General features: G+C 71.5%; 6 protein-coding genes. All 6 read right to left on the bottom strand.

Features of this window, described 5'->3' with window-relative positions:
• Nucleotides 1-42: 42 nt before the first annotated feature.
• Genes BMY89_RS22735 through BMY89_RS31075 form a run of 6 tightly spaced genes read right to left on the bottom strand, consistent with a single transcriptional unit; the run spans nucleotide 43 to nucleotide 14,765 of the window.
• On the bottom strand, nucleotides 43-1,992 hold the full coding sequence (locus tag BMY89_RS22735) for a RiPP maturation radical SAM C-methyltransferase (protein ID WP_092382088.1): 1,950 nt from the start codon (nucleotides 1,990-1,992) through the stop codon (nucleotides 43-45).
• Nucleotides 1,980-2,522, bottom strand: a complete 543-nt coding sequence (locus tag BMY89_RS22730) for a flavin reductase family protein (protein ID WP_198414110.1) — start codon at nucleotides 2,520-2,522, stop codon at nucleotides 1,980-1,982. The genes BMY89_RS22735 and BMY89_RS22730 overlap by 13 nt, the downstream gene beginning before the upstream one ends.
• Nucleotides 2,519-4,084, bottom strand: coding sequence for a tryptophan halogenase family protein (locus tag BMY89_RS22725; RefSeq protein WP_198414108.1), 1,566 nt, complete (start codon nucleotides 4,082-4,084; stop codon nucleotides 2,519-2,521). The genes BMY89_RS22730 and BMY89_RS22725 overlap by 4 nt, the downstream gene beginning before the upstream one ends.
• Nucleotides 4,081-4,299, bottom strand: a complete 219-nt coding sequence (locus BMY89_RS22720; RefSeq protein ID WP_092382087.1) for an MbtH family protein — start codon at nucleotides 4,297-4,299, stop codon at nucleotides 4,081-4,083. The genes BMY89_RS22725 and BMY89_RS22720 overlap by 4 nt, the downstream gene beginning before the upstream one ends.
• A gap of 12 nt (nucleotides 4,300-4,311) precedes the next feature.
• Entirely contained in the window at nucleotides 4,312-5,283 is a 972-nt protein-coding gene (locus BMY89_RS22715; protein WP_232521516.1) for a thioesterase domain-containing protein, read from the bottom strand.
• Complete coding sequence (locus BMY89_RS31075; RefSeq protein ID WP_092382085.1) at nucleotides 5,193-14,765, bottom strand: non-ribosomal peptide synthetase; 9,573 nt, start codon at nucleotides 14,763-14,765, stop codon at nucleotides 5,193-5,195. Before BMY89_RS31075 ends, BMY89_RS22715 begins: the two co-directional genes overlap by 91 nt.
• Nucleotides 14,766-14,788 lie beyond the last annotated feature (23 nt).

Genomic DNA, 14,788 nt, shown 5'->3' with positions numbered 1-14,788 from the left:
CAGGCGGTCGGTGCCCGCGCTGTGTGGGCCCAGCCGGTCGGTCTAGGCCACGGGTACGGACAGGTCCTGAATGTCCAGTTGCGGGCGGGTCGGCGACAGCGACAGCGATCTCGTCCCCCCGACCACCGTGCGGCGGGGGCGGGGCATCGGGTCGACGTCGCTGTCGGAGACGCAGACACTCATCACCCGGTGCCCCTCGAAGAAGAGCAGTCCGCGTTCCCGCAGTCCGGCCAGCCGGCTGTCGAGCACGTCCGCGAGCCGCGGCAGCTCGGCGGCCAGCTTGTCCACCCGTACCGGCTTGTCGAGGTGCAGCAGCAACTCGGTGTCGAGCTCGTCGAGCACGTAGCTGCGCTGCTGGCCGGACCGGCTGTCGCGGATGGTGGTGACCCCGTCGGCGCGGGTGAGGGTCAGCGACGGTCCGCTGCCGGTCGCCCAGGCCGAGTTCCACTGCCCGACGCGGTCCCGCAACGGGCGCAGCCAGGTCGCCGCCGAGATCATGTAGTCGGAGACCTTCTGGTCGGCGAAGTAGTAGGCCACATCGCGCAGCCCGTCGCGGTCGAAGGGGTACGTCAGCCGGTAGTGGTCGACCGGCTCAAGGTCGAGCCCGTACTCGGTCGCGTTGTTGAAGTAGGGGCTGAACCGGTCGAACCGCACCGGGAAGCAGCCCTGCGGCGGCGGCAGATGAGACAGCAGCGGCAGATCGTCGACGTACTGCCGGTACGTCTGCTCCGCCTCGCCGGGGAAGCCGATCAGCAGGTTCCACACCGGGCTGATCCCGAGCCGCAGGCAGTTCTTCAGGAACTGGATGTTCTGGAACGACGACGTGCCCTTGCGCATCAGCTTGAGGGTCGGCGTCGCCAACGCCTCGATGCCCGGTTGGATCTCGTTGACCCCGGCGCGTTCGAGCACCGTCATGTCCTCGATGTCCAGGCCGACCTTCACCTCGTAGAAGACCGAGATGCCCTCGGGCGGGTCGAGCTTCGGGAACACCTCGGTGAGGTAGTCCATCGGCATGATGTTGTCCGTGCAGCAGTACTTCTTCGCCCAGGGCGCGTGACTGAACAGCCAGTCGAACTGCTTGAGCGCGTTCTCGGGGCGCATCGCCCGGTAGGCCATGGTCTGGCCGTTGAGGCCGCAGAAGGTGCAGTGCGCCCGCTCCCCCCACCAGCAACCACGGGACGTCTCGAAGAAGAGCATCGGCTCCGCCGCCGCCGCCGGCAGCCGCACCATCTGGTCGAACGACTCCCGGAACTCGGAGTAGTCCGGGTCGAAGTAGTCGTCGATGTCGGCGTTCGGGCCGATGCCCTTGCGGTAGCGGCTCTCCATCTGGTTTCGCCGGGTGACGACGCCCTTGATCTGGTGCGCCCGGTCGAGGTCGTCGTCGAGCACGCTGCGCAGGAACTCGGGGAAGGTGACCAGCGCGGGACCGGAGAACACGAAGTCGAGCTGCGGGCAGTTCTGCGCCAACGCGGCGCCCATCGGCGCCTCGCAGTTGGCGCCCCCGATGAGGGTGGTCACCGCGGGATTGCGGTCCTTGACGATCCGGGCCACCGCGAGGCTGGGCAGGTTCTGGGTGAACATCGAGCTGAAGCCGAGCAGGTCCGCCTCGCCGAGGCGATACTTGTCGATCATGCTCAGCAGGAAGTCCCGCAGGCCCTCCCGGCGACGCAGCACCGTACGCCGCAGGTCGGCCTTTGCCGGGCCGGTGAAGTAGCGGCTGAAGTACTCGTCGGCGTTGTCCGGCAGCTCCGGGAAGGCGAGCTGCCGGAACATCCAGTCCCCGACACCGGCGACGTGGAAGTCCATGTCCCCGGCTATGGCGTCGTACTCCGGCGCGCCGAAGTAGCGGACGAAGTCATGGTTGATGTAACACACCCGGACGTCGAAGTCCTCGGGAAAGTCGCGGCGCACCAGCGCGGAGAGCTGGCTGAGCGCGAACGACGGTCGACGCCGGTCGGCGAAGGGCATGTTGACGAGAACTAGCTGGCGCACGTGGACCCTTCCACGATCGAGGACTGCCACATCGAGTACTGGCGCAGCCCGTACAGCAGGGGCGTGTCGGCGGTGTACTGAACGTCGGTGACCTGACCCACCACCAGCGCGTGGTCACCGACGACGCGGACGTCGGTCAGCGCGCAGGCGGCAAACCCGCAGGCGTCGTCCACCAGCCACGGCAGCCGATCGTCGCCCCGGGGCTGCCAACGCACCCGATGGAACCGGTCCGGGGCGCCGGCGGCGAAGGTCTCCGCTGCCGCCTGTCCCCGTGCGTGCAGCAGGTTGACCGCGAAGATCCCCCGATCCTCGATGGCGGCCAGCGTCCGGCTGCCCACCCGGAGGCTGACCAGCAGGGTCGGCGGCTCCAACGTGACGCTCATCAGCGAGGAACAGGTGAGCCCCCACGGTCCACCCTGGCCGTCGACGCTGGTCACCACGGCAACCCCGGTCGGGAAGCCGCTCATGAACGTCCGACAGCCCTCGGCGAGCGACCGCTCCGGCGAGGGGTGCATCGGCACGACGGTCATGACCGCCCCTGGGCGGTGGGCGGTTGGATGGTGCTCAGGTACTCGTACGCGTTGGGCAGGGTGTTGACCAGCCGTTCGGCGTCAGCCCGGATCGCCGCCAACTCGGCCGACGCGCGCGTCGGGTCGATGTGCGCCAGGGCCGGTCGGGCGCTCTTCGGCGCCCACCCCATGCCGAGCAGAACGGTGATCCACGAGTAGACCTCGAAGCCGTGGTAGTAGGGGTAGATCGTGCTCTCGTCGAGCACCCGCACGGCGGCGGTCTCCAGTCGCTCGGCCAACCCGTCCGGGATCTTGCGCACCTTGGTCTCGCGCCAGTACGCGGTGTCCTGCCGGGGCGAGGCGACGTAGTGCAGGACCAGGAACTCCTTGACCCCGTCGATCACCCTGGCGACCTTCTCGTTGTAGCCACGGATCAGCACCGGGTCCCAGGTGTTGTCCGGGAAGTGCTTCACCAGCTGCTCGATGGCGTGCTGGATGAAGAAGATGCCGGTGGACTCCAGCGGCTCGACGAAGCCGCTGGACAGGCCGACGGCCACGCAGTTGTTGACCCAGGAACGCTCGTTGCGGCCGATCCGCATCCGGATGTGGTTGGCCGCCAGGTCGTCCTGCCCGGGTGCGGCGAACTCGCGCAGCGTGCGCTCGGCCTCGTCCGGGTCGCAGAACTCGTCCGAGTAGACATAGCCGGTGCCGATCCGGCCGTACAGCGGGATGGTCCAGATCCAGCCCGCCTCCTTCGCCGTCGCCTTGGTGTAGGGGTCGATCCCCTGGCGCTCCATGTCCCGCGGCACCCGCAGCGCCACCGCCCGGTTGTTCGGCAGCACGTCGGTGAAGGAGATGAACCGCTCCTGGAGCGTCTGGTTGATCAGAAGTCCCCGGAAACCGGTGCAGTCGACGAAGAGGTCCCCGGTCACATCGCCCTGGTCGCGGGTGGTGACGTGGGTGAGCCAGCCCCGCTCGTCCTGCCCGACACCCACCACGTCGGCGACCACGTGCCGCACGCCCAGTTCGACGCCGAGCTTGGTCAGGTAGCGCGCCATCAACGCGGCGTCGAAGTGGTAGGCGTAGGGGAACTGGGCTCGCTGCTCGTCCAGGGTGGACCGGCCGAGCGCGCCGTCCAGGCTCGTGGTGAACAGGCTGCCGTCGAGCATCCGCGGCGATCGCTGCGCCTCGCACAGGTACGGGGTGATGAAGGAGCCCCGGTCGAAGCTCTCGGTCGCGTCGCCGAGCGCCAGGTTCCACTCCGCCATGGTGAACCCGTCGGAGGTACGGAGCCGCTCGAACGGGTGGTAGAAGTGGCTGCCGTCGCCGCGCCAGTTGTCGTACTTGATGGCCAGCTTGTAGGAGCCGCTGCACTGCGGCATCCAGTCGCGCTCGTCGAGACCGAGGTAGTCGAAGAAGTGCCGGATGGTGCTGAACGTCGCCTCGCCGACGCCGATGGTGCCGACCGCCGCCGACTCGACGAGAGTCACCGAGATCCGGTCCTGGAAGGCGGTCTTGAGGTAGGTGGCGGTCATCCAGCCGGCGGTGCCGCCGCCGACGATGACAACGTCGCGGATCATCATGCCTTCACTCCCTGGATCGCTTCCCGAGCCGTACGCACGCTGCGCGGCCGCATGTCCTTCCACACCCGGTCGATGTGGTCGAGGCACTCCTGACGGGTGCCGTCAGTGCCCTCGTCCTGCCAGCCCGGCGGGTTGGGCCGGTCCGACCACCACACCGAGTACTGCTCCTCGTGGTTGACCACGACCTTGAAGCGGACCTCGTCCGGCTGTCTCATCGCTCGTTCCTCTCATGCCGTGGGGATCTCGTGGTCGCGGGCGTTCCGCAACCGGTCGGCCAGCACCGGCCCGATGGCGTCCAGGGCCGGGGCTTGGGTCATCCGGTTGTGCTCGCAGTCGACCCGCACCACGTCGACCCGGCCGACGACGTAGCCCTGCCACACCGAGGCGGGGTCGAGACGGTCGTCCCAGGTCTGCGTCGCCACGAACAACTGCAGGTCGCCGTGGAACAGCCGGGGGGTGAACGCGTCCATCAGGCGGGCGTTGTTCAGCACGACCCCGGTCAGTGCCTCGACGGTCTTGCCGTCGAGGACGTCGTCGCCGCCCGGATCCGGTTCGGCCTCGCCACCGTGCGGGTCGGTCACGTCGTCGGGTCCGGTGCGCGGCTCCGGCAGGCCGAGGGCGTCGAAGAGCAGCGCGCGGGCCTCCGCCGCGTTCTCGACCCGCTCGTCCTCCACCTCCATCGCCGGGTAGCTGTCGATCAGAGCGAGCACCGCGACCCGTTCGCCCTCCTGCTGTAGCGCGGTGGCCATGGCGTGGGCGACCAGGCCACCGAAGGACCAGCCGAGCAGGTGGTAGGGGCCGTGCGGCTGGACCCGACGGATCTCGGTGAGGTAGTCGGCGGCCATCTCCTCGACGCTGCCGGCCAGCACGCCACCGCCGTCGGCGCCGCGCGCCTGCAGGCCGTAGATCGGGCGGTCGATCCCCGGCTGCCGGAGCAGGCCCGAATAACACCAGCTCAGTCCGCCGACCGGGTGCACGCAGAACAGCGGTGCCGCGTCACCGTGGACGCGCATCGGCATGAGCACGTCGAACGGGTCGGACGCCACACCGGATTCGATGGCACCGGCGAGGGTGGCGACGGTCGGGTTCTCGAACAACGCCCGGATCGTCAACTCCACACCGAGCACCGAACGCACCCGCGACACCAACCGCGCGGCCAGCAGGGAATGCCCGCCCAGATCGAAGAAGCCGTCGTCCACCCCGACCCGCTCGATGCCCAGAACCTCGGCGAACAAGCCGCACAACACCGACTCCCGAGGACCGACCGGCCCCCGACCGGCCCCCGACCGGCCCCACCCACGCCCAGCTCCGGAACCGGCAACGCCGCCCGATCCAACTTCCCGTTCGCCGTCAACGGCAACGACTCCAGCACCACCAACGCCGACGGCACCATGAAGCCGGGCAGCCGCTGCCCCGCCAACGCCCGCAGCACCTCCACGTCCACCCGCCCACCAGCGCTCGGGCAGACATAGCCCACCAACCGCTGATCCCCCGGACGGTCCTCGCGCACCACCACCGCGACCTGGCCCACCTCGGGCCCCGACCCCAGCACCGCCTCGATCTCACCGAGCTCCACCCGGAACCCGCGCACCTTCACCTGGTCGTCGACCCGACCGACGAAGCTCAGATTGCCGTCCAACTGCCACCGCACCACGTCACCCGTGCGGTACATCCGCGTACCGGCCGGCCCGAAGGGGTCGGCGACGAACCGCGACGCCGTCAATCCCGCTCGGCCCCAGTAGCCACGGCCCAGGCCCGCGCCCGCCACATACAGTTCGCCGGCCGCGCCCGGCGCCACCAGACCCAGCCCCTCATCCAGCACATACAGCCGCGAATTGAGGATCGGCTTGCCGATCAGCGGCACGTCCCCGTCGGAGACCCGGTACGAGGCGGTGTCATTCGAGCATTCGGTCTGGCCGTAGAAGTTGTAGCTGGCGGTGTCGGGCGTGGCCCGCATGGCGTTCCACAGCGTCTCGGTGACGGCCTCGCCACCGACCATCAGCACGGTCGGGTGGTGCCGGCCGTCGGCGAACATCCCGGCCGCGACGAGCTGCTGCATGAACGACGGCGTCAGGTCGACGAAGCCGATGCGCTGCCGGTCGATGTAGTCGACGAAGGCCTCCGCGTCCCGGCGGACGAAGTCGTTGATGACGTGCAGCTCGTGGCCGTCGAGCATCCACAGCAGGGAGTCCCACGAGGTGTCGAAGGTCAGCGGCGCGGTGAAGCCGATCCGTAGCCGCCCGCCGCCGGCGGCGGCCACCTCGGGACGGAAGAACGTGTTGCGGTGGCTCCAGTAGAGGTTGACCATGCCGCGGTGTTCGATGACCACCGCCTTGGGGCGCCCGGTCGACCCCGAGGTGTAGATGACGTAGGCCGGGTTCTCCGGCCGCAGGGGCTGGATGCGCTCCGGGTCGTCAAGGTCCGCGTCGGAGAGTGCGTCCAGTTCGGACCGCAGCGCGTCGTGGTCGAGCTGGACCACGGGGGTGGTCAGCGGCGGCAGCGCGGCCAGGCCGTCGGCGGTGCCGAGGACGACCACCGGAGCGGCGTCGGCCAGCATGAAGGCCAGCCGGTCCGCCGGATGCTCCAGGTCCAGTGGCAGGTAGGCACCACCGGCCTTGAGCACCGCGAACAGGGCCACCACCATGTCGGCCGAGCGGGGCACGGCCAGGGCGACCACCCGTTCCGGGCCGACTCCCCGGTCGACCAGCAGCCGGGCCAGCCGGTTGGCCCGCCCGTTCAGCTCCGCGAAGGTCATGCGCTGGTCGTCACAGACCACCGCCACCTCGTCGGGGGTACCCGCGACCTGCTCGGCGAGCAGGTCGGTGAGCCGGACCGCCGGCGCCGGCCAGCTCGGACCCATCCAGCCCTCGGTGACCGCCTGGCGTTCGTCGGCTGACATCACCTCCAACGTGCTGACCGGGGCGTGCGGGTCGGCGACCCCGGCGGCCAGCAGCCGCACCAGGCGCTCGGCCAGCGCCACGACCGACGGCTCGTCGAACAGGTCCGTCGAGTACTCCAGGTATCCCCGCAGGCCCGCCGGGGAGCCGTCCGGTGCGTAATCCTCGAACACGTCCAGGGTCAGGTCGTACTCGGAGACGCCGTGCCGGACCGCCTCGTGGCTGACCCGCAGATCGGCGAACTCGAACGCGGCCGAGGCATTGTTCTGGAAGGCCAGCAGCACCTGGAACAGCGGGAACCGGGCCAGGGAGCGGGTCGGGCTGACCGCCTCCACCACCCGCTCGAACGGGACGTCCTGGTTGTCGTAGGCGGCCAGGTCGGTGTCGCGTACCCGGGCGAGCAGCTCGGCGAAGGTCGGGTCGCCGCTGACGTCGGTACGCAGCACCAACGTGTTGACGAAGTAGCCGACCATCGCCTCCAGCGCCGGATCGCCACGGCCCGCCGACGGCGTGCCGATCGGGATGTCGGCACCGGCTCCCATCCGGGACAGCAGGGCCACGAGTCCCGCCTGCACCACCATGAACAGGCTCAGCCGCTGGTCGCGGGCCAGACTCAGCAACGCGCCGTGCTGGTCGGCGTCCAGGCGCAGGGCGACGGTGTCCCCCGCGTAGCTGGCCACCGGAGGGCGGGGCCGGTCGGTGGGCAGGGGCAGCTCCTCGGGCGAGCCCGCCAGCTTCGTCCGCCAGTAGTCCAGCTGGCGGTTGATCTCGCTGTCGCGGTCCCCGTCGTCGCCGAGGATCTCCCGCTGCCAGATGGCGTAGTCGGCGTACTGGATGGGCAGCGGTTGCCACTGCGGTGCCTGACCCCGGCGGCGAGCCGAGTAGGCGTCGGCCAGGTCGCGACTCAGCGGCGCGAGCGACGCTCCGTCGACCGCGATGTGGTGCATGACCAGCAGCAGGACGTGGAGTTCCGGATCGAGTCGGAACAGGTACGCCCGCAGCGGGATCTGCGCCGACAGGTCGAAGCCACGGGAGGTCGCCTCGGACAGGGCGTCGGCGAGGTCCTCCTCGGTGGTCTCCAGCACCGGCATCGGCGGCCGGGTCGGCGGCAACACCGTCTGGAACGGCACGCCGCCCTGTTCGCCGATGACGGTCCGCAGCGGCTCGTGCCGGCCGGCCAGGTCACCGACGGCCGCGGCGAGCGCCTCGACGTCGAGAGCTCCCCCCAGGCGCAGTGCGATGGGGGTGTTCCGCGCGCCGGTGTCCTCGCCGTCCATCCGGTCGAGGAACCACAGGCGTTGCTGGCCGAAGGAGAGCGGGACGCTCTCGCCGCGCGGCACCGCCCGCACGGCGGGCCGGGCGGTCAGCGTCGGGTCGATGGCTTTCGCGAGGGTGGCGACGGTCGGGTTCTCGAACAACGCCCGGATCGTCAACTCCACACCGAGCACCGAACGCACCCGCGACACCAACCGCGTCGCGAGCAGAGAGTGCCCGCCCAGCTCGAAGAAGCCGTCGTCCACCCCGACCCGGTCCACGCCGAGGACCTCGGCGAACAGCCCGCACAACACCGACTCCCGAGGGCCGACCGGCGCTCGACCGCTCTCACCCGGGCCCAGTGCCGGGGCCGGCAACGCCGCCCGGTCCAACTTCCCGTTCGCCGTCAACGGCAACGACTCCAGCACCACCAACGCCGACGGCACCATGAAGCCGGGCAGCCGCTGCGCCGCCAACGCCCGCAGCACCTCCACGTCGACCGACGTGCCGTCCGCCGCACAGACGTAGCCGACCAACCGCTGGTCGCCGGGCCGGTCCTCGCGCACCACCACCGCGACCTGGCCGACTGCGGGCCCCGCCGCCAACACGGCCTCGATCTCACCGAGCTCCACCCGGAACCCGCGCACCTTCACCTGGTCGTCGGCCCGGCCCACGAAACCCAGGCCGCCGTCCGCCCGCCACCGCACCACGTCACCCGTGCGGTACATGCGCGAGCCGGCCGGCCCGTACGGGTCGGCGACGAACCGCGCCGCGGTCAGGCCCGCCCGCCCCCGATAGCCCCGCGCCAGCCCCGGACCGGCCACGTACAGCTCACCGGCCGCACCCGGCGCGACCAGTCCCAGACCCTCGTCCAGCACATAGACACGAGCTCCGTCGATGGGACGACCGATATCACCGCGTACGGCCCGCAGCTCCGGCGGGTCGGCCGAGTCGTGTACCCGCGAGCTGACGTCGATGGTCGCCTCGGTCGGCCCGTAGGCGTTGACCAGTCGCCGGCCCGTCGACCAGTGGGCGACGACCTCGGGTGGGCAGCTCTCGCCACCGGTCACGATCGTGGTCAGCCGCGGCAGTTCCCGCTGCGGAACGGTGGCCAGCACCGACGGGGGGATGTGCGCGTGGCTGATCCGGTTCTCGGCGAGGTACGCGTACAGCTCCTCGCCCGCGAAGGTGGTCGGTGCCACGACGAGACAACCGCCGGCGAGCAGTGCCATCGACACCTCCGCCACCATCACGTCGAAGCTCGGCGACACCAGCTGCGACACCCGGGCGCCCGGCCGGGCGTCGTGGCGGGCGATCTGGTTGGCCAACAGCCCGGCGATGCCGGCGTGCGTCACCTGCACGCCCTTCGGGGTGCCGGAGGATCCGGAGGTGTAGATGACGTACGCCGGGTTCGCGACCCGCAGCGGGCCCAGCCGGTCTGCGTCGGACAGGTTGGCCGGGGACAACCCGGTCAGGTCGACGTCGTCCAGGACGATCGTCTCGGCGTCCCCCGTCCCGGGTAGCCCGGCCAGCCCGGCCCGGGTGGTCAGTACCGTGGCGGGCGCGGCGTCGCCGAGCAGGAAGGCCAGTCGTTCGGCGGGGTAGGTGAGGTCCACCGGCAGGTAGGCTCCGCCGGCCTTGGCCACCGCGACGATGCCGACGATCAGGTCGATCGACCGGGGCAGCGCCAGCGCCACCGTCCGTTCCGGCCCCACTCCCCGGGCGACCAGGACCCGGGCCAGCCGGTTGGCCCGCTCGTTGAGTTCCGTGTAGCGCAGCGTCCTGCCGTCCGCCTCGACGGCGGGCGCCGACGGGGTGGCCGCGACCTGCGCCTCGAACAGGGCGGCGAGGGTGGCGGCGGGCCGCTCGCCCGGACCACCCGCCCAGGTGGTGAGCAGGTCGTGCCGCTCCCGCGCGGCCAGGATCTCCACCCGGCCGACCGGCGTCGTCGGATCCGCCACCAGGTTGCCGACCAGCCGGACGAGCCGGTCGGCGAGCAGCGTGGCGGTGTCGCGGTCGAACAGGTCGGTGGCGAAGTAGACCTCGCCGGTGAGCTGGTCACCGGCGAGCTGCATCATCAGCGCCAGGTCGAACTGAAGCGACGAGAGCGTCAGGTCCTGCGTCCGGGCCTGCACGTCGGCGAGGTCGGTGGGGTCGTCCTCGGCTCCCGCGAGGGTGAACATCACCTGGAACAGCGGCGACATGCTCTGGTCCCGTACCGGATTGAGCCGCTCCACCACGTGGTCGAAGGGCACCTCGGCGTGGCTGAGCGCGCCGAGCACGGTGCCCCGCACCCGGTCCAGCAGCTCGGCGAAGGTCGGACCGTGCGGTGCGTCGCCGAGGTCGGTGCGGATGACGACGCTGTTGACCAGGAAGCCGACGACGTCGGCCAGCTCGGGATGGTCCCGGCCGCTGACCGGGGTACCCACGGCGATGTCGCGCTGGCCGCTCAGCCGCGCGAGCAGCACCTGGAACGCGGCCAGCAGCACCATGAACGGCGTGACGCCCCGCGCGGCGGACAGCTCGCGCAGCCGGTGCACCACCTCCGCCGGGATCCTCAGGCAGACCCGGTCGGCGGCGAAGCTGGCCGTCGCGGGGCGGGGACGGTCGGCCGGCAGGCGGAGCACCGGAAGGTCGGCGAGCTGCCGCTGCCAGTACCCGAGCGCCTCGTCGTACCGGCCGCTCTCCCGCCGCTGCCGCTGCCACCAGGCGAAGTCGGCGTAGTGCAGGGAGACGGGGTCGAGCGTGGGCGTGGTGCCCGCGCGACGGGCCCGGTAGCACTCGGTCACCTCGCGCCACACGACCTGGTGGGACCAGCCGTCGTAGGCGATGTGGTGCAGCACCACCAGCAGCACGTGTTCGGCGTCGCCGACCCGCAGCAGGCTGCCGCGCAGCACCGGGCCGGTGGCGAGATCGAAGGGCCGGGCCCACTCGTCGTGCAGGATCCGGGTGACCAGGTCGTCGGCGAGGCCGGTGACCGCGACGACGGGCAGCGCGACCGGCTGCGGCGGGTCGACGACCTGCACCGGGCCGTCGTCGGTGGCGACGTAACGGGTACGCAGGATCTCGTGCCGGGCGACCACGTCGCCCAAAGCACCGGCGAGGGCGTCGACGTCGAGCGCCCCGTACAGCCGCACCGCGACGGGCATGTTGTAGGCCGGTGACTCCGGTGCGTACTGCCAGAGGAAGTAGAGCCGCTCCTGGGCGTACGACAGCGGCATCCCGTCGGCCTGGCGTGGCACCCGCGCCGGTGCCTGCTCGTCGACGCGCACGGTGCCGGCGAGCTTGACCGCCATCGAGGCGACGGTCGGCGCGTCGAAGACCGCCTGGACCGGCAGCTCGATACCGAGCGCCTGACGCAGGCCGAAGACGACCCGGGTGGCCAGCAGCGAGTGCCCGCCGGCCTCGAAGAAGTCGTCGTGCACGCCGATCTCGTCGGCACGGCCCAGCACCTGCCGCCACACCTGCGCCACCGCGCGCTCGGTGTCGTCGCGTGGGGCGACCCGCGCCACGGTGCCGTCCTCGGGCGTGACGGCCGGTAGCTGGGCCTTGTCGACCTTCCCGCTCAGGGTGCGGGGCAGCCGGTCGATCGGTACGAACGCCGAGACCCGCAGCTGGGCCGGCAGCCGTTCGTCCAGATAGGCCCGCAGGTCGGCACCGGACGGCGAGGTGCCGGGCGCGGCCACCACGTACGCGACGAGCCGGTGGTGGGACACCCCGTCGCGGACCGCCAGCACACACGCCTCACTGACCGCGTCGTGCCCGCGGAGCACCGCCTCGATCTCGCCCGGCTCGACCCGGTGGCCACGGATCTGCACCTGGTCGTCGCTGCGGCCGATGAACTCGATGGCACCGTCGGCGAGCCACCGCCCCCGGTCCCCGGTCCGGTAGAGCCGGCTGCCACCGTCACTGCCGTACGGGTCGGGCAGGAACCGGTCGGCCGTCAGCCCCGGTAGGTTCAGGTAGCCACGGGTCACCCCGTGTCCGCCGACGTAGAGGTCGCCGATCACCCCCACCGGCACCGGACGCAGGCGCTCGTCGAGCACGTGCACGGCGGTGTTCGCCACCGGGGAACCCACCGGGACGATGCCGGAGGCGGTCGTGACCCCGGGTCGGGCCGCGAACATGGTGCTGTCGATCGAGGTCTCGGTCGCTCCCCAGGCGTTGACGACGCGCACGCCCGGCGGCAGGACCTCCAGCGCCGCCGCGTAGTCGCTGACCGCGAAGCTGTCCGCACCGACCATCAGCAGCTTGATCTCGGGCAGCGACCGACCGCTCTCGGCCAGCTGCGCGGTGATCGCGGTCAGCACGGCGGGCACGGTGTCGAAGGCGTCGACGCGCTCCGCGGCGAGCGCGTCCACCAGGGCCCGTGGGTCGCGGGCGAGGGATCGGTGGCCGAGCACCAGGCAACTGCCGAAGGTGACGCTGCGTACCAGATCACCGACGAAGACGTCGAAAGCCGCGCTGGCGATGGTCATCCAGCGGCGCAGCGATCTCGGTTCCCAGGGTGTCCAGGCCGCCCGCAGGTTCGCCATCCCGCCCCGGGTGACCATCACGCCCTTCGGCGTACCGGTCGAGCCGGAGGTGTGGATGACGTAGGCGAGCGCGGACGGGGGCGCCGTGCGGGGCGGCCGGCCGCTCGGCACCCCGTCGAGGGTGGCCGGGTCGTCGAGCCGGACCACCTGCCACGGACCGGCCGGCAGGTCGGGGGCGGTGCCGGCGTCGCAGAGCAGCACCCGGGGTGCGGCGTCGTCGAGCAGCACGGCGATCCGGGCGCGGGGCTGCTCCGGGTCCACCGGCACGAACGCGGCGTCGGCCTTGAGCACGGCCAGCGGGGCGACGACCGTGTCATGACCGCGTCCGACACAGATCGCGACCCGGTCGTCGATGCCCACCCCGTACCCGCGAAGCAGGTTCGCGATGCGGTTCGCGCGCTCCTCGACGGTGGCGAAGTCGAGCGTCCGCCCGTCCCAGACCAGTGCGGGCGCGTCCGGGGTCGCCTCGGCGTACTGCTCGAAGTGCTGCTCGACGGAGACCTGCGGCGAGTAGCTCAGCCGGGTGCTGTTCCAGTCCCGGACCATCCGGCGCTCGTGGCTGGTCGACAGGCGGTAGTCGCCGATCGGCCGGTCCGGCTGGGCGGCGATGCCGGCGAGCAGTTGTTCCAGGTGCTCCACGATCCGCTCGGCGGTGTCGCGGTCGTAGAGGTCCACGCTGTACTCCAGCTCACCGGTCAGGCCGTCCGGGCCGTCGCGCAGACCGAGCGTCAGGTCGACCTGCGCGCCCTGCGCCGCCCCGGTGTACGGCTCGACGTCGACGTCGCCCAGGTCCCAGGCGTCGTTCGCGGCGGCAGCGTCACCGTCGGTGGTGAACATGACCTGGAACAGCGGGGTGGCGCTCGCGTCCCGCGCCGGGTTGATCCGCTCGACCACCTGGTCGAACGGCACGTCCTGGTGAGCCAGGCCGTCGAGCACGACGGTGCGAACCCGGGTGAGCAGATCGACGAAGGTGGGATCGCCCGACAGGTCGGTTCGCAGCACGACGGTGTTGGCGAAGAATCCGACCAGCCCGGCGACGACGTCGGAGTCCCGTCCGGCGACCGGCGTACCGACGGCGATGTCGTGCTGGCCGGAGAGCCGGGACAGCAGCACCTGGAAGGCGGCGAGCAGGACGACGAACGGGGTGCAGCCGCTGGTCCGGCCGATCTCCCGCAGTCCGGTGGCGACCGGGGCCGGCAGCCGTACCGACACCCGGTCGCCGGTGAACGTCGGCGTCATCGGTCGGGGGCGGGCGACCGGCAGGTCCAGCACGGGCACCTGTGCCAGGCGGTCCTGCCAGTGGCGCAGGCCCTGCTCGTACCCGCCGTCGGCCTGCTGGCGACGCTGCCACCAGGCGACGTCGGCGTACTGCACGGGCAGCGGCGGCAGCTGCGCCGCCGCCGCGGCGCCACCGCGGTAGACCGCGGACAGCTCCCGCCACATGATCGGCAGGGACCAGCCGTCGCAGGCGATGTGGTGCATCACCAGCAGCAGCACGTGTTCACCGGGAGCACACCGGTACAGCGTCGCGCGCAGCACCGGGCCGCCCGCCAGGTCGAACGGCCGCAACGTCTCGGCGTCCACCAGCTCACGCAGTGCCGCCGCCGACCGGTGACCGTCCGGTACGTCCACCACCGGCAACGGGACCGGGGCCGCCGGGTCGACCACCTGCTCGGGGCCGGCCGCGCCGTCGACGTAGCGGGTTCGCAGCACCTCGTGCCGCGCCACCAGCGCCGACAGCGCCTCGCCGAGCGCCACCACGTCGACCGGGCCGTGCAGGCGCACCGCCACCGGCGCGTGGTACGCCGCCGAGTTCGGTGCCAGCCGCCACAGGAAGTAGAGCCGCTCCTGGGCGAACGACAGCGGCACGGCTCCGTCCCGGGGTGCCTGGACGATCCCGGCGGGACGCGCGTCGCCCTGGCGCAGCCGCTCCAGCAGCAGCCGACGCCGCTCCGGGGAGAGCTGGGCGAGCCGCTCGGCGAGGGTGTCAGACATGGGAGTCCCTTCGAACAGGGCCG

Origin of the sequence: Micromonospora phaseoli, assembly GCF_900109115.1 — a bacterium.
GTDB classification, from domain to species: domain Bacteria; phylum Actinomycetota; class Actinomycetes; order Mycobacteriales; family Micromonosporaceae; genus Micromonospora; species Micromonospora phaseoli.
The sequence above is the reverse complement of the archived record's forward strand: the minus strand, read 5'-3'. Positions and strand labels throughout refer to the sequence as shown.

Excerpts from the sequence above, each read along its gene's own strand:
- BMY89_RS22730 (WP_198414110.1), bottom strand. The coding sequence starts at position 2,522 with ATGACCGTCGTGCCGATGCACCCCTCGCCGGAGCGGTCGCTCGCCGAG.
- BMY89_RS22725 (WP_198414108.1), bottom strand. The coding sequence starts at position 4,084 with ATGATGATCCGCGACGTTGTCATCGTCGGCGGCGGCACCGCCGGCTGG.
- BMY89_RS22720 (WP_092382087.1), bottom strand. The coding sequence starts at position 4,299 with ATGAGACAGCCGGACGAGGTCCGCTTCAAGGTCGTGGTCAACCACGAG.
- BMY89_RS31075 (WP_092382085.1), bottom strand. The coding sequence starts at position 14,765 with ATGTCTGACACCCTCGCCGAGCGGCTCGCCCAGCTCTCCCCGGAGCGG.